Genomic DNA, 20,912 nt, shown 5'->3' on the forward strand with positions numbered 1-20,912 from the left:
CGGAGCCTCAGCGACGCATTCGGCTCCGATCGCCAGTACCAGCGGTCATCGCGCTTGCGACCGCCCCCCGAACCACCACGTCGTCGCCAAGCGTCGTCAGCGACACGTCCGGCAGGTTGGTAAACACCATGTCGTCCAGCCGTTCGCGGATCGGGTCGAGGACGAGTTCCTCGTTGTTGAGCGCGACGGCTCCGCCGACGTAGATGACCAGCGGGGCGTACGCGTGGATGATGTTGGCGACGCCCATGGCGTTCCAGTGGGCGACCTGGTCGATGACGTGGTCCGCGAACGTGTCCTCGCCGGCGTGGGCGAACACGTCCGCCGCCGAGAACTCGGGGTCGTCGATCGGCAGGGCGGTGTCGACCGGATCCTCGTCGTGGAGGAACCGGGCGTACCGCGGGATGTTGTTGCCCGAGCAGTACGCCTCCCAGTGGCCGTCCTTGCCACAGCCGCAGGTGAGATGGCCCTGCGGGTCGACGACCATGTGGCCGACCTCGCCGGCGTTGCCGTCCCAGCCCGAGAGGACGTTGCCGTCGACGGTGACGCCCGCGCCGATGCCGCTGGAGATGGTGAGGTAGGCCATGTCGTCGGGGTTGCGGTCGCTGTGGAACCGCTCGCCGATGACGCCCGCGATGGTGTCGTTGTGGAGGTACACCTCGTCGTCGTCGATCAGCTTTCCGACCGGCCCCGTCAGCGGGATCGTGTCGATGGTGTCCGGCAGGTTCGCCGGGTTCTCGACGGTCCCTTCGGCCAGGTCGAGCGGCCCGATCGAGCCGATCCCCGCCGCACGGATGCTCGTCGGGTCGACGGCGGCCTCCTCGCAGGCCGTCCGCAGGGCGGAGAGGACGGCCTCGGTGACCGCGATGCCCGTCGGCCCCTGTGGGGTGTTCTGCCGGTGCGCGCCGATGATCGTCCCCTCGTCGTCGGCGACGACCGCCCGGACGTTCGTCGCGCCGAGGTCGACGCCCGCGTAGTTACCCATTCTGGTAGGGAAGGGAACGCGCCGCCACTTAATTAGACCGTTCGGCGTCGCGGCGGTCCTACCCGAACGAGAACTGGACGCCGTCGTCGTCGCCGTCGCCGCCGGACGGGAGCTGCGGGACGAGCCACGAGAGGAACGCGTCCTGACTGCGCGACTGCAGCCAGACGGTGCCCTGACCTTCGAACTCGCAGACCAGCCCCTCGCCGCTGAACAGCGTCGACTTCAGCCCGCCGACCTTCCGGACGTCGAAGGAGACCTGGTCCTCGAACGCGACGATGTGGCCGGTGTCGACGACGTACCGCTCGCCGGGGTCCAGCGTGACGGGTTCGACCGCGCCGTAGCTCGACAGGAACGCATCGCCGGTCCCCGTCAGCCGCAGGAGGAACAGTCCCTCGCCGCCGAAAAAGGTCTTTCCGCCGCCGAACTCGGTGTCGAGGTCGATATCCCTGTCGGCTGCGAGATACGACCCCGACTGGACGTACAGCGTCTCGGACTGCAGCTCCTGGTGGACCACGTCGCCGGGAAGCGGCGGGGCCAGCGTGACGTTCCCGGGGTCGGTCGCCTCGAACGTGTTCCGGAAGAAGGATTCGCCGCCGAACACCGAGCGCTTGACCGAACTGAGGAGCCCGCTGTCTCCCCTGTCGGTCGTGATATCGATCCCGTCTGAGTGGGACACCATCGCACCCGCCTCCGCGGTGATCGACTCGCCGCGGTTCAGCGATACGTCGAGGAGGGCAAAGGACGGCCGGTGGCGCACTTCGTGCTCCATATGTGACCATCCGTGTCGACCGGCTTAAACGTCCGGGCGAGGCTGGACGCCCGCCCCGACAGCTATCAGGTATAATACCGTATCACACTGTATGGACGACGAGATCCCCACCACCGACCGGGTCAGCGATTCGGAAGCGGCGGCCGCCCACGAGGTCGAACTCGCGCTGGAGTGGCTGCAGCGCGCACGGGGCCGCTTCGTCGAGTTCCATCACGCGACCGGGCACGCGCTGGACCACCTGCACGACGCCGAGGCGGCGCTCCGGGACTGCGGGTACGACGACCTGGCCGACGAGATCCGCGACGAGCATCTCCCCCGTGGCGTGTTCGAGGACCGCTGGACGTACGACCTGCTGGAGGAGTACGAGGAGGCGTTCCTCGCGCCGTACGAGGAGTTCGAGGAACGCGCTCGCGAGGAACTCGCCGACGGCGTCCGGCACGTCCGCGAGCGCCGGCAGGAAGCCGAGTGGAAGGAGCGTGCCGACCGGTAGCCGCTAGCTCACTCGTCCCGGACGAACGTCACCGGGCAGGGCGAGGAGAGCATCACTTCCTGTGCGACGCTCCCGAACACGGCCTTGCCCGTCGGCGAGCGCTGGCGGCCGCCGACGACCACGCGGTCCGCGCTCACGTCCTTCGCGAGGTTCACGATGGTCTCGCCGTGTTCGCCGACGGCACCGCGGGTCTCGTACTTGACCCCCGCCGCGTCCAGCAGCGACGCGATCTCCCGGATGGTCGCGTGGCGCTCCGCAACTTCGTCCGGCGACACCTCGCCGTCGGGGTCGAAGTCGAGTCGGTCAAGCACCGTGTCGTACTCGTCGTCGGTGAACACGTGTGCGAGGACGACGGTCGCGCCCGTCGGCCCGGCCACTTCCGCGACCGCGTCGGCGAGTCGTTCGGCCCGCTTCTCGTCCTTCGCGCCGACCGCAAGGAGAATCGTGTCGAGTGTCATATCCGCCGGGTACACAGCGCCGCGACAAAAGCCTACGGGGGAGCGCAAACGTTGGCGGCGATGGTTTGGCCGTGTGTCGAGTGCTGGCGACTGCGCAGTTCGGGGCGACGGGCACGTCCGCCAATCAGTGGTCCTGTATCGAGTCTATGACCATCGCCGCGGCGACGATCGGTTCCTTCGGCACGTCGCTCGTGTCGTCGATGACGATCTCGTAGGTGTCCCGGAGCGACAGTTGCCCGTCGATGTTGCCGACGTGGTCGCCGTTCCGGTCGGTGATCTCGTACTTGTGCGGGATGATCTCGCCGAACGGGAGGAGGTTCCGGGCGAGCGTCGTCATCGCGCCCCGGGAGGTTATCTTCGCCAGGCTCTCCTCCGTGTCGGCGTCCCGGATCGTCCAGGTGTCCTGGAAGATCGAGTAGTCGTTGTCGAGGACGACGAGGTCCTCGCCGGTTCGCGAGTCGGTGAGGACGTAGTTGCCGGCCACGTCGATGATGCCGCCGGCTTTCACCGTGAACACGTCCTCGCCGTCGGCGTCGACGAACGGGAACTCCTCTTTCATCTTGAACATCTTCTGCTTGCCGCGGAGGACGACGTTCCCGGCGGCGTCGGTCGCCTTGTACTTGTTCCGGACCAGCGACTGGTCGACGGTGTAGCGGTCGTCCGTGAGGTCGATCCCGGAGATGTCGTAGTCGTCGCGCATGTCCGGAGGGTCTCGTCGGGGATTGATAAACGCCGGCGGACCGTCTCCGAGCGCGAAACAGCGCTCCGGCGACGAGCACCCGCCGAACGGCAACCGCCGGTCCGGCGCTCCGGAACCGACAGCGTTTCACGCCCCTGGTCCCTGGCAACGCGTAGATGAGCAAGGACTACATCGAGGTCAGGGGGGCAGAGGAGAACAACCTCAAGGACCTCGACATCGAGATCCCCCGCGAACAGTTCAACGTCGTGACGGGGCTGTCGGGGTCGGGGAAGTCCTCACTCGCGTTCGAGACGGTGTACGCCGAGGGCCAGCGCCGCTACATCGAGTCGCTGTCGGCGTACGCCCGCAACTTCCTCGGCCAGATGGACAAGCCGCAGGTCGAGACCGTGGAGGGGCTGTCGCCCGCCATCTCCATCGACCAGAAGAACGCCGCGAACAACCCCCGGTCGACGGTCGGGACGGTCACCGAACTCCACGACTACCTCCGCCTGCTGTACGCCCGCGTTGGAACGCCGCACTGTCCCGAATGCGGGCGGGAGGTCGGCGAGCAGTCCGCCCAGCAGATGGTGACGCGGCTGCTCGAACTCCCCGAGGGGACGCGGGCGAAGCTCGCCGCGCCGGTCGTCCGCGACCAGAAGGGCGCGTTCGAGGACCGGTTCGACGAACTCGTGAGCGAGGGGTACAGCCGCGTCGAGGTCGACGGCGAGCGCTACGACCTCACGATGGACCGCCCCGACCTGGACGAGAACTACGACCACACGGTCGACGTCATCGTCGACCGCGTGAAGGTTGAACCCGACGCTCGCTCGCGGATCGCCGACAGCGTCGAGACGGCCCTGGAGGAGGCCGACGGCGTCCTCAAGGTGATCCTGCCGGACCCGCCCGAAGACGCCGAACTCGGCGGAACGAAGGCCCGCTCGACCGGCGACCTCGCCGGGGAAACCGACGACCGTCTCGTCGTCGAGTTCTCCGAGGATCTTGCCTGCACGCACTGCGGCATCGACCTCCCGGAGATCGAGACCCGGAGCTTCTCGTTCAACAGTCCCCACGGCGCGTGCCCCGAGTGTGAGGGGATCGGCGAGACGAAGGAGGTCTCGGAGGACCTGGTCCTGCAGGACCCCTTGAAGCCGCTGAAGAACGCCTTCGAGGCCTGGAGCTACAACCGGTCGTACTACCGCACCCGCCTCGACGCCGTCGCCGAGCACTTCGGCGTCAGCGTCGAGACGCCGTTCGAGGACCTCGACCCGGACGTGCAGGACGCGTTCCTCTACGGCACCGACGAGGAGGTCGTGTTCCAGCGACAGACGAGCAACGGCGTCCGCCGCAAGACCAAGCCGTTCGAGGGTGTCATCCCGAACTTAGAGCGCCGCCACGTCGAGACGGACAGCGACAGCACGCGGGACCACATCGAGGACTACATGACCGTCACGGAGTGCCCGGCCTGCGACGGCACCCGCCTCAAGCCAGCCTCCCGCGCGGTCCTCGTCGACGACACCTCGATCACCGAAGTCAACCGGATGAGTATCGGCGACGCCCTCGACCACTTCGAGGCGATGGAGGCCGACATGTCCGACCGGGACCGCAAGATCGCCGAGGAGATCCTCAAAGAGATCCGCGCCCGCCTCGGCTTCATGACCGAGGTCGGTCTGGAGTACCTGACGCTGGACCGCGAGGCCGCGACGCTGTCGGGCGGCGAGAGCCAGCGCATCCGGCTGGCCACCCAGATCGGCTCCGGCCTCGTCGGCGTCCTCTACGTGCTCGACGAACCCTCTATCGGGCTCCACCAGCGAGACAACGACCGCCTGCTGAACACGCTGGAGGAACTGCGCGACCTCGGTAACACCCTGCTCGTCGTCGAGCACGACGAGGAGACGATGCGACGGGCCGACAACGTCGTCGACATGGGTCCTGGCCCCGGCAAGCGCGGCGGCGAGGTCGTCGTTCAGGGCAGCACCGACGAGGTGATCGACTGCGAGGACTCCATCACCGGCGACTACCTCGCCGGGCGGAAGCAGATCCCCGTACCGGAGGAGCGCCGCGAGCCGGACGGCGCGCTCACGGTCCGCGGCGCGCGCCAGCACAACCTCAAGGACCTCGACGTGGAGATCCCGGTCGGCTGTTTCACCGCCATCACCGGCGTCTCCGGCTCCGGCAAGTCGACGCTGATGCACGAGATCCTCTACAAGGGGCTGGCCCGCGAGATGAACGACAACCACTCGGTCGACCCCGGCGACCACGACGCAATCGACGGCGTCGACGAGATAGAGACCGTCCGGCTCATCGACCAGAGCCCAATCGGCCGGACGCCGCGGTCGAACCCCGCGACGTACACCGACGTGTTCGACTACATCCGGGAGCTGTTCGCCGAGACGAAACTGTCCAAGCAACGGGGCTACGAGAAGGGCCGGTTCTCGTTCAACGTGAAGGGCGGCCGCTGCGAGGAGTGTGGCGGCCAGGGCACCGTCAAGATCGAGATGAACTTCCTCTCGGACGTGTACGTCCCCTGCGAGGAGTGCGACGGCGCGCGCTACAACGACGAGACGCTCGACGTGACCTACAAGGGCAAGACGATCGCCGACGTGCTCCAGATGAGCGTCGAGGAGGCGTACGACTTCTTCGAGGCCGACACCCGCCTCTCCCGGCGGCTCCAGCTGCTGAAGGACGTGGGGCTGGACTACATGAAGCTCGGCCAGCCCTCGACGACGCTGTCGGGCGGCGAGGCCCAGCGCATCAAGCTCGCCGAGGAGCTCGGCAAGAAGCAGACCGGCGACACGCTGTACCTGCTCGACGAGCCGACGACCGGCCTGCACTCCGCGGACGAGCGCAAGCTCATCGAGGTGCTCCAGCGCCTCGTCGACAACGGCAACACTGTCGTCGTCGTCGAGCACGAACTCGACCTCGTCAAAAACGCCGACAACATCGTCGACCTCGGCCCGGAGGGCGGCGAGCACGGCGGCGAAGTCGTCGCCACCGGCACGCCGGAGTCGGTTGCGCGGACCGACGACTCCCACACCGGACGCTACCTCCGGGACCTCCTGCCGGACGTGGACCTCGAAGGCCCACGGGGGCAGCGGAAAGAGCCGGTGACAGCTCCGGGCGACGACTGAACGGTGTCCGCGCGAGCGGAGCGAGCGCGGGCTCGTCGGACCGTGTCCGACGGTGCCGAGTGGGTCGGTGGACCCCGAGGGACCGCAGTCTCGTCCGGACAGGCGACGACTGAACAGGAACTTTCAGCTCCCTTTCAGGAATGCGCTTCAGGATAGCTCTTTATCCGGATGGGACATAGCCACGCTCATGCCAACCGTCTACGCCGCGATGCGGGACGCGCTCGTGATCGCCACCCGCGAGGGCGGGGAATGGACCGACAGCCGGCGGCTCGACGGCCGCGACCTGGAGTGTGTCGCCGCGTCGCCCGCGGGCCCCGACCGGGCGTTCGTCGGGACGTTCCGCTCCGGTCTCCAGCGGACGAGCGACGGCGGCGAGACGTTCGAGCGCGTCGGCGCGGACGCCATCGACCAGGACGCCGTCCTGTCGGTGGCCGTCTCCCCGCACGACCCCGACGTGGTGTACGCCGGGACGGAGCCGTCGCGGATCTACCGCTCGACGGACGGCGGCGACTCGTGGACCCACCTCGACGGGCTGGTCGACCTCCCGTCGGCCGACGAGTGGTCGTTCCCGCCGCGGCCGGACACGCACCACGTCAGGTGGATCGAGCCGGACCCGCACGACGCCGACCGGCTGTACGTCGGCATCGAGGCGGGCGCGCTCGTGCTGACCGAGGATGGGGGTGAGACCTGGCACGAACGCCCGGCCGGGTCGCGCCGCGACAACCACACGCTGGCGACCCACCCCGACGCGCCGGACCGCGCCTGGAGCGCGGCGGGCGACGGCTACGCGGAGACGACCGACGGCGGCGAGACGTGGGACCACCCGCAGGACGGCCTCGACCACCGCTACTGCTGGTCGCTCGCCCTGGACCCGGCAGATCCGGGGACGGTGCTCATGTCCGCCGCGAGCGGTGCGTACTCGGCCCACACCGCCTCGCGGGCCGAGTCGTACCTCTACCGGAAGCGCGGCGACGAGTGGGAACGGCTGACCGACTTCCCGGCCGGCGACGGCGTCGTCCGCGCGGTGCTGGCGTCGGGCACCGAGGCCGGCGAGTGCTTCGCGGCGACGAACCGCGGGCTGTACCGGACGCCGGACGCCGGCGATAGCTGGGACCGGCTCCCGCCGTCGTGGGAGCGGTTCGCCGACGACACCTGTCGCGGACTGGCCGTCGTCGCCTGACGGGGCCGTGGCAGTTCGGACCGGGAAGGATTTAGCCTCCGCCGTTCACGTCCCGGACATGTACGACTTCGTCGTCGTCGGTGCCGGTCCCGCCGGCTCCCGGTTCGCGCGCCGGGCGGCCGAGGCGGGCCACGACGTACTCGCGCTGGAGCAGGGGACGGTCGGCGAGCCGCTGGCCTGCTCCGGCCACGTCAGCACCGACCTCTGGGAGTACGCCGGCCCGGACGCGCGCGACGAACTGCTCCAGAACGAGGTCCGCGGCGCGCGCTTCCACGTCGGCGGTCCCGACAGCGATGCCCACCGGTTCTACAAGCGGGAGGCGGTGTCGAACGTCATCGACCGCGTCGGGCTGGACCGGCATCTGGCCGACCTGGCAAGCGACGCCGGCGCGGACCTGCGCGAGGAGCACACCGTCACCGCCGTCGACGAGTACCACGACCGCGTCGAGGTGACGGCGCGTGGCCCCGACGGGACGGAGACGTTCACCGCGCGGATGGTCGCCGGCTGTGACGGCCCGCGGTCGCGTGTGCGGGACGAGCTTCACCTGCCGAAACCCGACGAACTGCTTCACGGCGTCCTCGGCTTCGACGCGGCGGCCGACGACGGCGCGTTCGTCGACGTCCACCTCACCGCGCCGCGGTTCTTCGCGTGGCGGATCCCCCGCGGCGACGCCGGGGTCGAGTACGGGCTGGCCGCACCGCCGGGCGACGACGTGGGCGCGCGGTTCGACGCGCTGGTCGAGGGGTACGGCGCTTCCACCCACCGTCGCTGTTCGGGCGCGATCCCGATCGGGCCGCCGGACCGGGTGACGAGCACCCGCGGGTTCCTGGTCGGCGACGCCGCCGCCCAGACCAAGCCCTTCACCGGCGGCGGCATCCTCTACGGGATGACCTGCGCTGACCACGCCGTCGAGGAGATCGACCCGACCGAGCCGTCGACGCTGCAGGACTACGAACGTGCGTGGCGCGACGACCTGTCCCGGGAGATCCGGCTGGGCCACTGGCTCCGCCGGGCGTACTCCCTCCCGGAGCCGGTCCAGCGGGCGGGGCTGGGGGCGCTGTCGGGCGAGATCGGCGTCCACATGGACCGCCCCACGTCGCTGTTCTCGCGGGAGCACCTCCGGGCGCTGCTGTCGTAGGGGCGAACAGGCGGTCGGCATCGATCGCGGAGCGGTTGACCGCACACCCGCCTCACCGCTCCGCGGCGACTGGTCAGGGCACGGCGGCGCTGGCCGCGGCTTGAAATAAAAACCTCAGTACGTCGGCAGCCGCGCGGAGCGGTCGCTCCTCTCGACGAACGGCAGTTCGACCCGCTCGGCGGGGACTTCTTCGCCGTCGACGCGAACTGTCAGCCCCGCCTCGGGGGCGTCGAACTGGACCAGCGCGAGCGCCACCGGGGCGTCGAGCATCGGGCTCTCCTCGGCGCGGGTCACCTCGCCGACCGCCTCGTCGCCGGCGAACACGGCCGCGCCCGAGCCGGGGAGCGCGTCAGGGCGGAGACCGACGAGCCGCTTGCTCGGCCGGCCGCGGTTCTCGACGCGGGAGACGACCTCCTGGCCGACGTAACACCCCTTCTCGAAGTCGAGCGCGTTCCGGAGGCCGACGACGTTCGGGATGTTGCCGGCCAGTTCAGTCTCGAACAGCGGCGTCCCGGCTTCGAGCGTGAGCGCCTCCCACGTCCGCCGGCCGAACGGGGCGGCGTTCAGCCCGTGGTTGACGAGCGTGTCGAACACGTCGGCGGCGTCGCCCGCGGCACAGATGACCTCGTACCCTTCCTCGCCCGTGAGTCCGTCGGTGCGAACGACCGTGACGCCCGCGTCGCCCATCGACCCGCGGACGAAGGTCAGCGACTCGTCCGGGCTGGCCGCGCCGTTGAGGACGCTGGCGACCTTCTCGGTCGCCTTGGGGCCGTGGACGCCGAATACGCCGAACTCGTCGGTGGCGACGGTGATCTCCACGTCCTCGATGAACACCTTCTCCGACCACTCCTCGGCCAGCGGGCCGGCGCGGCCGGGCGGCGTGAACAGGAGCAGCCTGTCGCCGGCGTTGTACGCGTACATCGTCGTCTCGATGCCGCCCTGCGGGTCGAGCAGGAGCGCGTAGACGCCTTCCCCGTCCTCCGACGGGACCCGGTTCGAGACCGCGTTGTCGACGTAGTCGACGCGGTCGTCGCCGGTCACGACGACGACGCCGTACGCCATCTCCGTCACGCCGACGACCTTGCGGACGGCCCGGTGTTCCCGCTCGCGGCGGCCGTACTCCAGCGCGACGCGGCGGCCGCCGTGCTCGCCGAACGTCGCGCCGTGGTCCGCGTGGACCGACTCGATGACCGTCATACCTCTCCGTGGGGGCGGGGACCGGAAAAGCCTCCCTATGCCCCGCTGTCCGCGCCGGGGCGGCTCCGCGGCGGCCGTCGGTTCCGGTCAGAACGGGAGGCGGTCGCGCACCCGGTCGACCAGACTCTCGTCCTCGGTGACGGTTTCGCCGGGATCGGGCACGACGCGCTCGTCCGGCATGATGACCGTCCGGTCGCCGTTCTCGTCGACGTGTATCAGTCCCGCCTCCTTCAGGGTCGCGAGCGCCCCCTCCAGTTCGTCGATGTCGGCCTCGACGTGGGACCGGAGTTCGAACACCGTCATCCCGTCCTCGCTCCGGTCGACGAGGGCGTCGAGTACCGAGACCTCGACCGCGTCCCGGTCGCGGTACTCCCGCTTTGCTCTCATGGGTCCTTCTTCGCGTGGGTGGGATTTACTATTATCCCCTGACCCCCCCAAACAGTAGCCTTTTCAGCCCCGGTTGGATATGGAGTCACAATGGGTCTCAGGTGTTCGCTGCTCGGGCACGACTTCGCGGAGACCGAGGTCGAACGCGAGCGCGAGGAACAGGGGAGCGAGGTGATAGAGACCGTCCGCGAGGTCGAGGTGTGTGCCCGCTGTGGCGAGACGACGCTCGTCAGCGAGAACACGAACGTGACGACGCTGGACGCGGGGGACACGGCATCCGGAGCGGCGTCCGACGCGGCCGCCGTCGACGAACCGGCGGCGGACGACGCGACAGAGGGGACGCCGGCTGACCCGGCGACGGCCGACTCGTCGCCCGATCCGGCCGATAGCACGCCCGACGACGCGGCGACCGGCGACCCGGCTGAGCCGGTCGGCGACGGCGAGGACGCCGAAATCATCGACGAGACGGCGGCCGAACCGGACGCGGCCGACAGCGCACGAACCGACACCGCCGAGGATGTGGTGACGGATGCCGAGGGTGCAGCTGGGCCGGAACCCGAGGCTGCCCCCGAGGAGGACGACGGCGTCATTCTGGACGAGGACGACGAGCCGGCGGCCGACCGCGAGTACGGCCAGTGGCCGGACGCCGACGACACGGGCGAACCGGAGGGCAGCGAGCGGTCGACGGCGTGGCCCGAACAGGAGGGGGAAGACAGGGGGTACGACGCCGAACTGAGCGACGAGGAGGCCGACGTGGAGTTCGGCGGCGGACTCACGCCGGAGGCGGACCCGGACGCCGCGCCGGCCGACGGCGAGGAGACGGTCGGCGGCGGGACCGAGGAGACGGGGATTACCAGCGCCGCCACCGCCCCGCCACCCGATGCACCAGCTGACACCACCGAGGTCGACACCGAGTTCTTCTGTCCGGAGTGCGGGCAGGTCACGCCGGCCGCGCGCTCGTCGCTGCGGGCGGGCGACATCTGCCCGGAGTGCAAGCACGGCTACATCACCGAGCGCGAGCGCTAACGCGAAAAGGGTAAACCTCCCCCTGTGTATCACTTCAGGCATGAAGGAGTACAAGATGCGTCGCGGCGAGTATCTCGACGAACGGGTGCCGGACATGGAGTCGACCGTCGAGGACTACTTCGGCGAGATCACCGGCACCGAGGAGTACGAGGGCGACGACCTCTACGTCGTCGGCGACCCGGACAACCCCGTCTTCGACCGGATCGTCGTCGGCGCGTCGACGTACGGCAGCAAGAAGGACAAGCTCGCCGTCCACTTCGAGGAGCGCGACGCCGAGGACGTGATCGCCGAGGGCAACGCCGAGGCCGCGGCCGACGCCGTCGACGCGAAAAACGACTTCCTGCTCGAAGCGACGGGCCGGGACGCCAAGTCCCGCCGCGAGTCGATGAAGCGCGCGGTCGAGGACGACCCCGACCACGACGTGGACGCCTGACCGGTCCGGCCGGCTTCCCGTCGAGCCGAGTTCTCTAGCGCCGGTACGGAGCGAACGCCGTCGCCCGGCGAGGTGCCCTACCGGACGCCCAGTTTCTCACGGCTGATCTGCACGCCGGTCGGCGTGACGATGATCCCGTCGTCGCCCTTCTGGACGATGTCGCCGCCGACCTCCTCGGCGACCTGCCGGAGTTCGTCGATGATGTGCTCGGCGGTCGGGTCCTCGGTCCGGAGCCGCGTGATGTCGGCGATGACCAGGTCGCCGTCGTAGACGGCGTCTTTGATGTCCATCACGTCCTCCTTCCCCGAAATTTCGGCGATGTGTACCGACATCGCCGCCTCGTTCGCGCCCGCGTCGAAGTCGGCGGGGTCGAGTTCGACGTAGTCCCCGGTCGAGCGGCTGTCGTTGCTCCCGAGGATCTTGCTCATCAGTCCCATAGGGGTACGTCACCGGCGGAGCGAGTATAGTTCTTGCGTCAGACAGTTCCGGGAGGCGGGGCTTTTTGCGCCACAGCGCCCAGGGATCCCCCATGACGTTCAGCATCTGCGTCCGGGAGCGGTACACGGACGACGAGGGCGAGGAACGGACGCGCTTCGGCGTCGCCGTCACGACGCGGCTGCCGGGCGTCGGGACGCTGTGCCCGTTCGCCAGCGAGCACGGCGCGGTCGCGACACAGAGCCTCGTCAACGTCGACCTCGGCCGGAAGGGGATCGAGTATCTCGACGACGGGCTTGCGGTCGACGACGCGCTGCAGTCGCTGCTGAACGCCGACGACGGCGCGCCCCAGCGCCAGCTTCACGGCGTCGGCGCGGACGGGACGTTCGCGTTCTCCGGCGAGGAGTGCAACGGCTGGTTCGGCCACGTCGAGGGCGACGGCTACACGGTCGCGGGCAACCTGCTCACCGGCGAGAAAGTCGTCGACGCGACGGCGGCGGCGTACGAGGCGAGCGCGCCGGGAGACGGCGAGAACGCCGACGCGCCCCTCGCCGAGCGCCTGATCGACGCGCTGGCCGCGGGCCACGCCGAGGGCGGCGACAAGCGCGAGGAACTCCACGTCCAGAGCGCGGCCCTGCTCGTCGAGTCCACCGAGGACCCGCCGGTCGACCCGTACTACAACGACCTGCGGGTCGACGCCACGGAGACGCCGGTGGCGGACCTCCGGGAGACGTACGAACACGCCGTCGAGGGGTACGAGATGGCGATGGAGCGCTACGAGGACGCGTACGACGAGGACAGCATGGACGAGGCGGAGTAGCGAACGGGCGACTGTTGCTGACCGGGACAGGCGACGACCGTCAGGCCGTGAACTCGTAGAGGTCGTCGCCGACGTGGTGGATCGACTCGACGACCTTGCCGCTGTCGCCGACCATGTCGTCGCCGTCGGTTTTCGCGCGGCCGATGGCGAGCACCTTGCCGTGGGACTCCTCGGCGATCGCCACGAGGTCGCCGCTCCCGATGTCCGCGTCGGCCTTGACGATGCCGGGGCGCATTACGTCCGCGCCGTCGCTGACGAAGGAGACCGCGCCCGCGTCGACGGTGACGACGCGGTTCTCCGGCGGGTACTCGTTTGCGCCCCGCACCGTGAGAAACGGCTCCTCGTCGACGTACAGCACGGCCGGCTCGCCGTCGACGAGGACGAGCTCGTCGTCGCTGTCCTCGAACTCGACGAGTTCGTACGCGTCGCCGTCGACCGCGACGTCCAGCTGGGCGGCGACGTGGTCCTCGATCTCGTCGATCTCGTCGCTCCGGAGGTGGTGCCGGGACTTGACCTGCATGGACGGGGAAAACACCGCGGCGCGCATAAATCGCCCGTTCCGGCGCGGGGTCGCCGACGGACCTGCCCGCCGACGGTCGCCGGTCGGTGGCGTCGGCCGGCCGGTCGTGTCACGGCGGACCCCGAAAAGGGCTAAGTACGATCCCGCCCACAGTACTGGTATGTGGTCCTCCCGGAAAGACCGGGACGAGATGGAGACCTGCATCGCCTGCGGGGACTCCGTCCGTCGGTCCGACGCGCGGGAATACGACAAGCACGGCGACCGGTGGGAGCGCGAGGGCAAGGAGTTCGAGTACCTCTGCAAGCCCTGTTACCGCGACCTCTGTCACCAGCCGCGGGACGAACTGGAGGAGCTCCTGATCGACGTCGAGGCCGGCGAGCGCGACCGGGAGGCGTTTCTGCAGTGGTACAGCGCGACCGTCGAGGATCGGTACGGCGAGCTAGAGGAGGAGCAGTAGCCGGGCGGTCGCGCCGGACCCGCGTACCCGATAGGTTAACTGTCCGACCCGCGTACGGCCGGGCATGAGCGACTCGCAAGCCGAGGCGGGCACCGCCGAGGCGCAGGGACCCGTCGAGATCGACGAGGAGATGGCCCGCCACCTGGAGAACAAGCGGGAGGAACTCTTCGAGAAGTTCGAGATCCCCGACGGCTTCCCCCCGGAAGTGCTCGAGGAAGCGGAGGAACGCACCGAAGGGATCACCCAGGAGATCCGGGAGGAGGTCGACGAGCGCGAGGACCTCCGGGAGATGACGACGTGGACGGTCGACCCGATCGACGCGCAGGACTTCGACGACGCCATCAGCGTCGAGGAGCGGGACGACGAGTTCGTGCTGTGGGTCCACATCGCCGACGTGACCCACTACGTCAACCCCGACACCGCGATGTGGGACGAGGCCGTCGAGCGCGGCAACACCGTCTATCTGCCCGGCTACACCGTCCACATGCTCCCGCCGGTGCTGGCCGAGACGGTCTGCTCGCTCGTGCCCAACGAGGACCGCCTGGCCCACACCGTCGAAATGCACCTCGACAAGGAGACGCTCTCCTACGAGACGATCGATATCTACAAGTCCGTCATCGAGAGCGACGAGCGGCTCACCTACACGCAGGCCGAGGACCGGCTCGACGACCCCGACTCGCACCTCCACGACGAGATCTCGCTCGTCTTCGAGCTCGCCGACCGGATGCACGAGCAGCGCAAGGAGGACGGGAGCCTCGTGCTCAACCCCCGGCGGGACCGCGCCCACACCATCATCGAGGAGTGCATGCTGAAGGCGAACAAGGCCGTCACGCACGAGCTGATGTGGGACCGCGGCGTCGAGGCGATGTACCGCGTCCACCCACAGCCCAGCCCCGGCGAGTGGGACGAGGCGCTCCGGGAGATCCAGGACTTGAACGGCGTCTCCGTCCCGGGCGAGGCGTGGGACGACCCGCGGAAGGCCGTTAACGCGACGCTGGAGGAGGCCCCCGACCGCCAGCTCGACAAGATCCAGTGGGCCGTGATGAAGGTGATGCCACGCGCGAAGTACATGAACGACCCGTTCGGCGGCCACCACGCGCTGAACTTCGAGATCTACGGCCACTTCACCAGCCCCATCCGCCGGCTCTCGGACCTGATCAACCACTGGATCGTCTACACCAACGACGTGCCCGAGGACCTCGTCGCGCTCTGTGACCGGGCCTCCGACCGGCAGAAGGAGGCCGAGTCCTGCGAGCGCGAGTACAAGGACTTCCTCCAGGAGGTCGGCCTCGACCCCGACGCGGTCAACAGCCGCGGGATCGAGGTCGTCGACGACGAGTAGCGCCGCGGGATCGCGGTCGTCGGGGCGGGTAAGGCGGGCTTTCCGCCCGACCTCCACGGGCCGATAGTTCTCAGCGCTCGCCGCCGAGCGCCGCGGCGGGCCGTAACCGCACTCCGGCATCTATATCAGGAATATTACTAACGCGCAATCACAACCGTCGTTCCCGATATCTGGCACGTGGCAACAATATTATCCGTGTGGTTCTCACATCTGATAACGACATGGGTGGGGGGACGAACGTGGTGCTCGTCGTCGCGGACACGACGCGGTACGACGACGCACTGCGACCGGACGTGGCACCGACGATAACCGACCTGCGGGAGACGGGGGCGACGTACGCGAACGCGGTCGCGCCAGCACCGTGGACGCTCCCGTCTCATGGATCGCTGTTCACCGGACAGTACCCGTCGAAACACGGCGCACACGCCGGTCACGAGCGACTGGACGAGGGCCCGCCGACGCTGCCGGAACTGTTCCGGGCGGCAGGGTACGACACCGCCGGGGTGTCGGGCAACACGTGGATCAGCCGCGAGGGCGGGTTCGCCCGCGGCTTCGACGAGTTCCACCAGACCTGGCAGTACGTCCAGGCCGACACCGCGATGGGTGAACTCGTCGAAGTGACCGAGGAGAGCCGACTCCGCGCGGTGGGCCGGAAGCTCTTCGACGGCAACCCGCTGGCGAACGCGGCCAACGCGGTTTACCGGACGCTGGTTCGCGACCGGGGCGACGAGGGGGCAGCGCGGGCGACGGCGTGGGTCGAGGACTGGCTCGCCGACCGGGAGCGCGACGACCCGTTTTTCCTCTTCGCCAACTACCTCGAACCGCATCTGGAGTACCGGCCGCCGAAGCATCTCGCCGAGCGCTTCCTCCCGGACGGGATGAGCTACGAGGCGGCGATGGACGTGCCCCAGGAGCCGTGGGAGTACCTCGCCGGCACCGTCGAACTGACCGACCGCGATTTCGCGGCGCTCCGCGCGCTGTACCGCGCCGAGATCGCCTACCTCGACGAGCACCTCGCGCGGCTCAGGCGGGCGCTCGTCGCGGCGGGCGAGTGGGACGACACCGTGTTCGTCCTCGTCGGCGACCACGGCGAGAACTTCGGCGAGCACGGGCTGATGGACCACCAGTACTGCCTGTACGACACGCTGCTCCACGTCCCACTCGTCGTCGCCGGCGGCGCGTTCGACGGCCGCGGCGAGGTCGACCGCCTCGTCAGCCTCGTCGACGTGCCGGCGACGTTGCTCGACGCCGGCGGGGTCGACGCACCGGCGGCCCGTACCGAGTTCCAGGGACGGTCGTTCCACCCCGGTTCGGACGCCGACCCCCACGAGCACGTGTTCGCCGAGTACCTCGAACCGCAGCCGTCGATGGCGGCGCTGGAGGAGCACGTCGACGACCTGCCGCCGCACGTGTACGAGTACGACCGCTCGCTCCGGGCCGTCCGCACGGCCGACCACAAGCTGATCCGCGGATCCGACGGCTCCCGGGAGCTGTACCACGTCGCGGACGACCCCGGCGAGGAGAACGACCTGACGCGGTCGCACCCGGAGCAGGCCGAGCGGCTCGAAGCCGTCGTGGACGAGTGGCTCGCCTCGTTCGACGCGGCCGACACGGACGAAGCAGTCGACATCGACGGCGCGCGGCAGCAACAGCTCGAACAGCTCGGCTACCTGCAGTAGCGGCGGTTCGTGGGGGTAAACTCCCGCCGTAGCAGCTGGTAAGTACGCTTTTGCGACGCGCCGTGGTCGCTCGACCGTGATCGAGTACTGCCTCCGCAACGTGGACGGCGCGGCCCGCGAGCGACTCCGTCGCAGGGACGACACCCGGGAACGGGTCTGCCTCGACCGCTGTGGCCGATGCTACGCCGGGCCATTCCTCGTCGTCGACGGCCGCGTCGAGACCGCCGAGTCACACCGTGCGCTCCTCGACGCGGTCGATCGGCCATGAACGTCCTCCTGCTGTCGATCGACAGCCTGCGCCGGGACTTCCTCACGGCGTACCGCGACGACCCCCGGTGTCTGGACCACGCCGTCGAGACGGACAACATCGATCGCTTCGCCGAGCGTGCGGCGACGTTCGAGACCCACTACGCCGGAAGTCTCCCCTGTATGCCGGCCCGCCGGGAGTGGCTGACGGGGACCCGGGAGTTCCTCTGGCGGCCGTGGGGGCCGACCGAGGCGTTCGACGAGACGATCCCGGAACTGGCCCGGCGCGAGGGCGTTCTCACGCACCTGATCACCGACCACTACCACTACTTCCAGCACGGGAGCGGCGGCTACTACGAGGACTTCAACGGCTTCGATTTCCTCCGGGGCCACGAGTACGACGCCTGGCGCACCGCGCCGCGGGAGCCGGACGACCGCCTCGTCGCCCAGTCGCTGGACCGCGAAATCGACGACCTGCGCGACGTTGGCTACGTCAACCGGGCCGCCTACCCCCGGAACGCCGCGGCGCTGGGACTGGACGACCCCGACGCCGACGAGTCGGAGTTCTTCGGGCCGCGCGTACTCTCCCGGACCGCAGAGTGGCTCGGCGACCACGGCGACTGGGACGACTGGTTCTGCTACGTCGACAGCTTCGACGTCCACGAGCCGTTCCACTGCCCCGAGCCGTACGCCTCCATGTACACCGACGAGGACCCCACGGATCCGGAGCTCCCGTTCTGGCCCTACTACGGCCCCGTCGACGAAGGGCAGAGCGAGCTGTCCGAGCGCGAACTGGAGTTCGTCCGTGCGCAGTTCGCCGGAAAGGTGACGATGGTCGACCGCTGGTTCGGCCGCGTGCTCGACGCGCTGGACGACGGCGACCTGTGGAACGAGACGATGGTCGTCGTCACCAGCGACCACGGCTTCTTCCTCGGCGACCACGGCTGGGTCGGCAAGAACGAACCGCCCTGCTACGACGTGCTCGCCCGAACGCCGCTGTTCGTCTGGCATCCCGAGAGCGAGCGCAACGGCGACCGGATCGAGTCGCTCACGTCCGCCGTGGACATCTACCCGACCGTGCTGGACGCCCTCGACGCCCCGGTCCCGGACGGGACCCACGGTCGGACCCTCCGCCCGTTGCTCGCCGGCGACGCCGACGAGGGGCGCGACAGCGCGCTGTACGGCTACTGGGGCTCGGCGGTCAACGTCACCGACGGCCGGCACACCTACCTCCACCCCTGCGACCCCTCCGTCGACGCCGACTGCTTCTCGACCGGCATGCTGAACGCCCGCGGCTTCCCGCTGCCGCGCGACCCGAAGACCGACGCCGACGCCGGACAGTTCCTCCCGTACACGGACTCGCCGGTGTGGCGATACGCCGCGCCGTCGTTCTCCCAGACCGACGAGCCGCTGCTGTTCGACACTCGCGAGGACCCCGGACAGACGACGAACCTCGCGGACGACGGCGGCGGCCCCGCGGCTGTCGACCGAATGCGCGGCCTGCTCGTCGACGCGCTGGACGACCTCGGAGCGCCCGACAGCCAGTACGCACGACTCGGACTGGACTGAGGCCAGCGCCCGGTCAGACCGATCCGGCCGCCGCTTCCGTGGCGAGCGCCCGGAAGTTCTCGAACACCCGGTCCGTGGTCGCGTCCGCGAACGACAGCGCGGTCCGCTCCCACCCGAAATCGTCGACCAGCCGGTCGCGGTGCTCGGCCCCGAACTCGGGGTGGAACTGGACCGTCCACAGCGGCGCGTTCCGGTGTCGCGTCCCGAACGCGTCGGCGTGGGGAGCCGACGCGATCACTTCCATCCCCTCGCCCGGTTCCGTGACGGCGTCGCCGTGGACCGCCGGCACGACCGACTCGACAGCCTCGAACAGTGGGTCCTCGTCCAGGTCGGCCTCGACGAGGCGGGCCGTCGTTCCGACCCGCTCGACGGTGCCGCCGAGCGCCGCGTTTGCGATCTGGTGGCCGAAGCAGACGCCGAGCGTCGGGACGGACAGGTCGACGAGTTCGCGGACCAGCGCCGCCTGGTCGTCGATCCACGGCCGGTCGCCGGCCTCGTACACGCCGGCCGTGCTGCCGGTGAGCACGACGGCGTCCGCGTCAGCCGGCTCGAACCGCTCGCCCGCCGCGAAGTCAACCGCCTCGGCGTCCGGAAAATGCGAGACGAGCGCGTCGCAGTGATACTCGCAGTCGGCGTCGACCTCGTTGCGGACGACGTACAGCGTCGGCGACTCCATGCACGTTGCTACAGCGCTTGCGGCGAAAACCTGTCGGTGAGCCGGATGGCATCCGTGGCCGACGATTCGCGCCGCTTGCGGAGTTGCTCACGGCGCAGGAATCATGGACTCGGCGGGACCGAGCAAACTGACAGTTTGCGAGGGTCGGCGAGGGAACGAGACGAACGAAGTGAGTCGAGTGGACTCGCCGGGATTTGAACCCGGGGCCTACACCTTGCGAAGGTGTCGATCTGCCACTGATCTACGAGCCCGCATCAACACGTAGCCCGGCGTGGTTATTTGTAGGTTGTGTTTTCCCGGCGGCGTCCGGCGACGGGCGGGGCGTCGAGAACGCCGAGCCGGCCGGCGACGAGTCCGATCAGGAAGCCGGTGAAGTGGGCGATGAGGGCGACTCCCGGGGATCCAGTGGCGACCGTAACGACCGCCGCGAGGCCGGCGAACCCGGCCAGTTGCACGCCCGGGCTGGGGTCGATCCGCGCCAGCAGGCCGCTGGCGAGTCGGTTTCCGGTCAGGACGTAGCCGAGCATGGCGAAGACCGCGCCGCTTGCGCCGAGTACGGGTACCGGCTCGGCGACCAGGCTCTTCGTGAGGACCTGCACGACGCCGGCTGTCGCGCCGCTCCCGAGGAAAAAGAGGTGGAAGCGAAACGGGGTGGTCGTCCGTTCGAGGGGGAGGCCGACGAAGACGAGCGCGACGCTGTTGGCGAACAGGTGCGAGAGGTCGTCGTGGGCGTACACGCTGGTGACGACGGTCCAGGGGCGGACATCGAGCGGCGGCGCGAGCGCGAACAGCCCGACGGCAGTCGGAACGAACGTCTCGACCAGTCGCTGGGCGAGAAAGACGGCGACGAAGACGAGCAGGAGGTCGACGGTGGGACTCTTCGCGAGGGGCTTCCGCATACCGTATGGAAGGACCCGGCGATACAAAACGGTACGCGACGCTACCGGGGCGAGCTGCCGAAAACGAAGGTCCGAACGGCGTTAGACTGGCGTCAGTCCTCGAGAACGATCTCGATGCTGACGTCGTTCGGCACCTGGATGCGCATGAGCTGGCGGAGCGCGCGTTCGTCCGCGTCCAGATCGATCAGGCGCTTGTGAACGCGCATCTCCCAGTGCTCCCACGTCGCGGTCCCCTCGCCGTCGGGGGACTTGCGGGTCGGGATCTCCAGCGTCTTCGTCGGGAGCGGGATCGGACCGGACATCGAGACGCCGGTCTTGTTCGCGATCTCCCGGACGTCGGCGGTGATGTCGTCCAGGTCCTCGGGGTTCGTGCCCGCGAGGCGGACGCGTGCCTGCTGCATC

23 protein-coding genes and 1 tRNA gene are annotated in these 20,912 nt (G+C 69.3%); 12 read left to right on the top strand and 12 right to left on the bottom strand.

Translation table 11 applies throughout. The features are described 5' to 3' along the window. Nucleotides 1-7: 7 nt before the first annotated feature. Both D8896_RS08730 and D8896_RS08735 read right to left on the bottom strand, forming a co-directional pair. Complete coding sequence (locus D8896_RS08730) at nucleotides 8-982, bottom strand: ROK family protein (RefSeq protein WP_121821718.1); 975 nt, start codon at nucleotides 980-982, stop codon at nucleotides 8-10. A gap of 58 nt (nucleotides 983-1,040) precedes the next feature. Continuing rightward, nucleotides 1,041-1,751: a TIGR00266 family protein gene (locus D8896_RS08735; RefSeq protein WP_121821719.1), complete on the bottom strand. Its 711-nt coding sequence runs from the start codon at nucleotides 1,749-1,751 to the stop codon at nucleotides 1,041-1,043. A 91-nt stretch (nucleotides 1,752-1,842) separates the two neighbouring features. On the opposite strand from D8896_RS08735, the gene D8896_RS08740 reads away from it, so the two are divergent. Then, nucleotides 1,843-2,241 (top strand): hypothetical protein, encoded by a 399-nt coding sequence (locus D8896_RS08740; RefSeq protein WP_121821720.1) that lies wholly within the window; start codon nucleotides 1,843-1,845, stop codon nucleotides 2,239-2,241. Between the two features lie 8 nt (nucleotides 2,242-2,249). Here D8896_RS08740 and D8896_RS08745 read toward each other — a convergent pair whose 3' ends face one another. Then, nucleotides 2,250-2,699 carry a universal stress protein gene (locus tag D8896_RS08745; protein WP_121821721.1) on the bottom strand — a complete coding sequence of 150 codons (450 nt, stop codon included), beginning with the start codon at nucleotides 2,697-2,699 and terminating at the stop codon, nucleotides 2,250-2,252. A 124-nt stretch (nucleotides 2,700-2,823) separates the two neighbouring features. After that, nucleotides 2,824-3,399, bottom strand: a complete 576-nt coding sequence (locus D8896_RS08750) for an LURP-one-related/scramblase family protein (RefSeq protein ID WP_121821722.1) — start codon at nucleotides 3,397-3,399, stop codon at nucleotides 2,824-2,826. Between the two features lie 155 nt (nucleotides 3,400-3,554). Between D8896_RS08750 and uvrA the strand changes: the two genes are divergently transcribed. From uvrA to D8896_RS08765, 3 genes are all read left to right on the top strand, one after another. After that, the gene (gene uvrA, locus D8896_RS08755) at nucleotides 3,555-6,506 is read left to right on the top strand and encodes an excinuclease ABC subunit UvrA (RefSeq protein WP_121821723.1); all 2,952 of its coding nucleotides are present in this window, start codon (nucleotides 3,555-3,557) and stop codon (nucleotides 6,504-6,506) included. A gap of 187 nt (nucleotides 6,507-6,693) precedes the next feature. After that, nucleotides 6,694-7,686 (top strand): WD40/YVTN/BNR-like repeat-containing protein, encoded by a 993-nt coding sequence (locus tag D8896_RS08760; RefSeq protein ID WP_121821724.1) that lies wholly within the window; start codon nucleotides 6,694-6,696, stop codon nucleotides 7,684-7,686. 58 nt (nucleotides 7,687-7,744) lie between these two features. Next, nucleotides 7,745-8,824 (top strand): geranylgeranyl reductase family protein, encoded by a 1,080-nt coding sequence (locus tag D8896_RS08765; RefSeq protein WP_121821725.1) that lies wholly within the window; start codon nucleotides 7,745-7,747, stop codon nucleotides 8,822-8,824. Nucleotides 8,825-8,938: 114 nt separating this feature from the next. Here D8896_RS08765 and ygfZ read toward each other — a convergent pair whose 3' ends face one another. Together ygfZ and D8896_RS08775 are read right to left on the bottom strand one after the other, a co-directional pair. Then, complete coding sequence (gene ygfZ, locus D8896_RS08770) at nucleotides 8,939-10,021, bottom strand: CAF17-like 4Fe-4S cluster assembly/insertion protein YgfZ (protein WP_121821726.1); 1,083 nt, start codon at nucleotides 10,019-10,021, stop codon at nucleotides 8,939-8,941. 87 nt (nucleotides 10,022-10,108) lie between these two features. After that, nucleotides 10,109-10,408: a DUF6432 family protein gene (locus D8896_RS08775; protein ID WP_121821727.1), complete on the bottom strand. Its 300-nt coding sequence runs from the start codon at nucleotides 10,406-10,408 to the stop codon at nucleotides 10,109-10,111. 90 nt (nucleotides 10,409-10,498) lie between these two features. Between D8896_RS08775 and D8896_RS08780 the strand changes: the two genes are divergently transcribed. Together D8896_RS08780 and D8896_RS08785 are read left to right on the top strand one after the other, a co-directional pair. Beyond that, nucleotides 10,499-11,434 carry a DUF7093 family protein gene (locus D8896_RS08780; protein ID WP_121821728.1) on the top strand — a complete coding sequence of 312 codons (936 nt, stop codon included), beginning with the start codon at nucleotides 10,499-10,501 and terminating at the stop codon, nucleotides 11,432-11,434. 40 nt (nucleotides 11,435-11,474) lie between these two features. Then, the gene (locus tag D8896_RS08785; RefSeq protein WP_121821729.1) at nucleotides 11,475-11,867 is read left to right on the top strand and encodes a DUF5611 family protein; all 393 of its coding nucleotides are present in this window, start codon (nucleotides 11,475-11,477) and stop codon (nucleotides 11,865-11,867) included. Nucleotides 11,868-11,944: 77 nt separating this feature from the next. Here D8896_RS08785 and D8896_RS08790 read toward each other — a convergent pair whose 3' ends face one another. Then, nucleotides 11,945-12,304, bottom strand: a complete 360-nt coding sequence (locus D8896_RS08790; RefSeq protein ID WP_121821730.1) for a cell division protein SepF — start codon at nucleotides 12,302-12,304, stop codon at nucleotides 11,945-11,947. A gap of 92 nt (nucleotides 12,305-12,396) precedes the next feature. On the opposite strand from D8896_RS08790, the gene D8896_RS08795 reads away from it, so the two are divergent. Further along, entirely contained in the window at nucleotides 12,397-13,122 is a 726-nt protein-coding gene (locus tag D8896_RS08795; RefSeq protein WP_121821731.1) for a DUF1028 domain-containing protein, read from the top strand. Nucleotides 13,123-13,162: 40 nt separating this feature from the next. Here D8896_RS08795 and D8896_RS08800 read toward each other — a convergent pair whose 3' ends face one another. Continuing rightward, nucleotides 13,163-13,642 carry an RNA-binding protein gene (locus D8896_RS08800; RefSeq protein WP_121821732.1) on the bottom strand — a complete coding sequence of 160 codons (480 nt, stop codon included), beginning with the start codon at nucleotides 13,640-13,642 and terminating at the stop codon, nucleotides 13,163-13,165. 160 nt (nucleotides 13,643-13,802) lie between these two features. Here D8896_RS08800 and D8896_RS08805 point away from each other — a divergent pair, with 160 nt between their 5' ends. The 5 genes from D8896_RS08805 to D8896_RS08825 all read left to right on the top strand — a co-directional run bounded on the left by D8896_RS08805 (nucleotide 13,803) and on the right by D8896_RS08825 (nucleotide 18,935). Beyond that, entirely contained in the window at nucleotides 13,803-14,099 is a 297-nt protein-coding gene (locus tag D8896_RS08805) for a DUF7562 family protein (RefSeq protein WP_121821733.1), read from the top strand. A 64-nt stretch (nucleotides 14,100-14,163) separates the two neighbouring features. Further along, nucleotides 14,164-15,441: an RNB domain-containing ribonuclease gene (locus D8896_RS08810; RefSeq protein ID WP_121821734.1), complete on the top strand. Its 1,278-nt coding sequence runs from the start codon at nucleotides 14,164-14,166 to the stop codon at nucleotides 15,439-15,441. Between the two features lie 221 nt (nucleotides 15,442-15,662). Continuing rightward, nucleotides 15,663-17,120, top strand: coding sequence for a sulfatase (locus D8896_RS08815; protein ID WP_121821735.1), 1,458 nt, complete (start codon nucleotides 15,663-15,665; stop codon nucleotides 17,118-17,120). A gap of 76 nt (nucleotides 17,121-17,196) precedes the next feature. Continuing rightward, on the top strand, nucleotides 17,197-17,388 hold the full coding sequence (locus D8896_RS08820) for a DUF1450 domain-containing protein (protein ID WP_121821736.1): 192 nt from the start codon (nucleotides 17,197-17,199) through the stop codon (nucleotides 17,386-17,388). Then, nucleotides 17,385-18,935, top strand: a complete 1,551-nt coding sequence (locus tag D8896_RS08825) for a sulfatase-like hydrolase/transferase (RefSeq protein WP_162991510.1) — start codon at nucleotides 17,385-17,387, stop codon at nucleotides 18,933-18,935. The genes D8896_RS08820 and D8896_RS08825 overlap by 4 nt, the downstream gene beginning before the upstream one ends. A gap of 13 nt (nucleotides 18,936-18,948) precedes the next feature. On the opposite strand, the gene D8896_RS08830 is transcribed toward D8896_RS08825, so the two are convergent. From D8896_RS08830 to rpsJ, 4 genes are all read right to left on the bottom strand, one after another. Then, the gene (locus D8896_RS08830) at nucleotides 18,949-19,611 is read right to left on the bottom strand and encodes a type 1 glutamine amidotransferase (RefSeq protein WP_121821738.1); all 663 of its coding nucleotides are present in this window, start codon (nucleotides 19,609-19,611) and stop codon (nucleotides 18,949-18,951) included. 179 nt (nucleotides 19,612-19,790) lie between these two features. Continuing rightward, nucleotides 19,791-19,862: transfer RNA gene (locus tag D8896_RS08835), tRNA-Ala, on the bottom strand. A 24-nt stretch (nucleotides 19,863-19,886) separates the two neighbouring features. Further along, the gene (locus tag D8896_RS08840; RefSeq protein ID WP_121821739.1) at nucleotides 19,887-20,510 is read right to left on the bottom strand and encodes a rhomboid family intramembrane serine protease; all 624 of its coding nucleotides are present in this window, start codon (nucleotides 20,508-20,510) and stop codon (nucleotides 19,887-19,889) included. 92 nt (nucleotides 20,511-20,602) lie between these two features. After that, the gene (gene rpsJ / locus D8896_RS08845) at nucleotides 20,603-20,911 is read right to left on the bottom strand and encodes a 30S ribosomal protein S10 (RefSeq protein WP_121821740.1); all 309 of its coding nucleotides are present in this window, start codon (nucleotides 20,909-20,911) and stop codon (nucleotides 20,603-20,605) included. Nucleotide 20,912 lies beyond the last annotated feature (1 nt).

It is taken from the genome of Halostella salina (assembly GCF_003675855.1).
GTDB lineage: Archaea > Halobacteriota > Halobacteria > Halobacteriales > Natronoarchaeaceae > Halostella > Halostella salina.

Bases quoted from the DNA above. Each gene is read 5' to 3' on its own strand.
- D8896_RS08825 (WP_162991510.1), top strand. From the start codon at position 17,385: ATGAACGTCCTCCTGCTGTCGATCGACAGCCTGCGCCGGGACTTCCTC.
- D8896_RS08735 (WP_121821719.1), bottom strand. From the start codon at position 1,751: ATGGAGCACGAAGTGCGCCACCGGCCGTCCTTTGCCCTCCTCGACGTA.
- D8896_RS08765 (WP_121821725.1), top strand. From the start codon at position 7,745: ATGTACGACTTCGTCGTCGTCGGTGCCGGTCCCGCCGGCTCCCGGTTC.
- D8896_RS08745 (WP_121821721.1), bottom strand. From the start codon at position 2,699: ATGACACTCGACACGATTCTCCTTGCGGTCGGCGCGAAGGACGAGAAG.
- D8896_RS08810 (WP_121821734.1), top strand. From the start codon at position 14,164: ATGAGCGACTCGCAAGCCGAGGCGGGCACCGCCGAGGCGCAGGGACCC.
- D8896_RS08740 (WP_121821720.1), top strand. From the start codon at position 1,843: ATGGACGACGAGATCCCCACCACCGACCGGGTCAGCGATTCGGAAGCG.
- D8896_RS08750 (WP_121821722.1), bottom strand. From the start codon at position 3,399: ATGCGCGACGACTACGACATCTCCGGGATCGACCTCACGGACGACCGC.
- D8896_RS08815 (WP_121821735.1), top strand. From the start codon at position 15,663: ATGGGTGGGGGGACGAACGTGGTGCTCGTCGTCGCGGACACGACGCGG.
- ygfZ (WP_121821726.1), bottom strand. From the start codon at position 10,021: ATGACGGTCATCGAGTCGGTCCACGCGGACCACGGCGCGACGTTCGGC.
- D8896_RS08830 (WP_121821738.1), bottom strand. From the start codon at position 19,611: ATGGAGTCGCCGACGCTGTACGTCGTCCGCAACGAGGTCGACGCCGAC.
- D8896_RS08800 (WP_121821732.1), bottom strand. From the start codon at position 13,642: ATGCAGGTCAAGTCCCGGCACCACCTCCGGAGCGACGAGATCGACGAG.
- D8896_RS08795 (WP_121821731.1), top strand. From the start codon at position 12,397: ATGACGTTCAGCATCTGCGTCCGGGAGCGGTACACGGACGACGAGGGC.
- D8896_RS08775 (WP_121821727.1), bottom strand. From the start codon at position 10,408: ATGAGAGCAAAGCGGGAGTACCGCGACCGGGACGCGGTCGAGGTCTCG.
- uvrA (WP_121821723.1), top strand. From the start codon at position 3,555: ATGAGCAAGGACTACATCGAGGTCAGGGGGGCAGAGGAGAACAACCTC.
- D8896_RS08840 (WP_121821739.1), bottom strand. From the start codon at position 20,510: ATGCGGAAGCCCCTCGCGAAGAGTCCCACCGTCGACCTCCTGCTCGTC.
- D8896_RS08780 (WP_121821728.1), top strand. From the start codon at position 10,499: ATGGGTCTCAGGTGTTCGCTGCTCGGGCACGACTTCGCGGAGACCGAG.
- D8896_RS08790 (WP_121821730.1), bottom strand. From the start codon at position 12,304: ATGGGACTGATGAGCAAGATCCTCGGGAGCAACGACAGCCGCTCGACC.
- rpsJ (WP_121821740.1), bottom strand. From the start codon at position 20,911: ATGCAGCAGGCACGCGTCCGCCTCGCGGGCACGAACCCCGAGGACCTG.
- D8896_RS08805 (WP_121821733.1), top strand. From the start codon at position 13,803: ATGTGGTCCTCCCGGAAAGACCGGGACGAGATGGAGACCTGCATCGCC.
- D8896_RS08730 (WP_121821718.1), bottom strand. From the start codon at position 982: ATGGGTAACTACGCGGGCGTCGACCTCGGCGCGACGAACGTCCGGGCG.
- D8896_RS08760 (WP_121821724.1), top strand. From the start codon at position 6,694: ATGCCAACCGTCTACGCCGCGATGCGGGACGCGCTCGTGATCGCCACC.
- D8896_RS08785 (WP_121821729.1), top strand. From the start codon at position 11,475: ATGAAGGAGTACAAGATGCGTCGCGGCGAGTATCTCGACGAACGGGTG.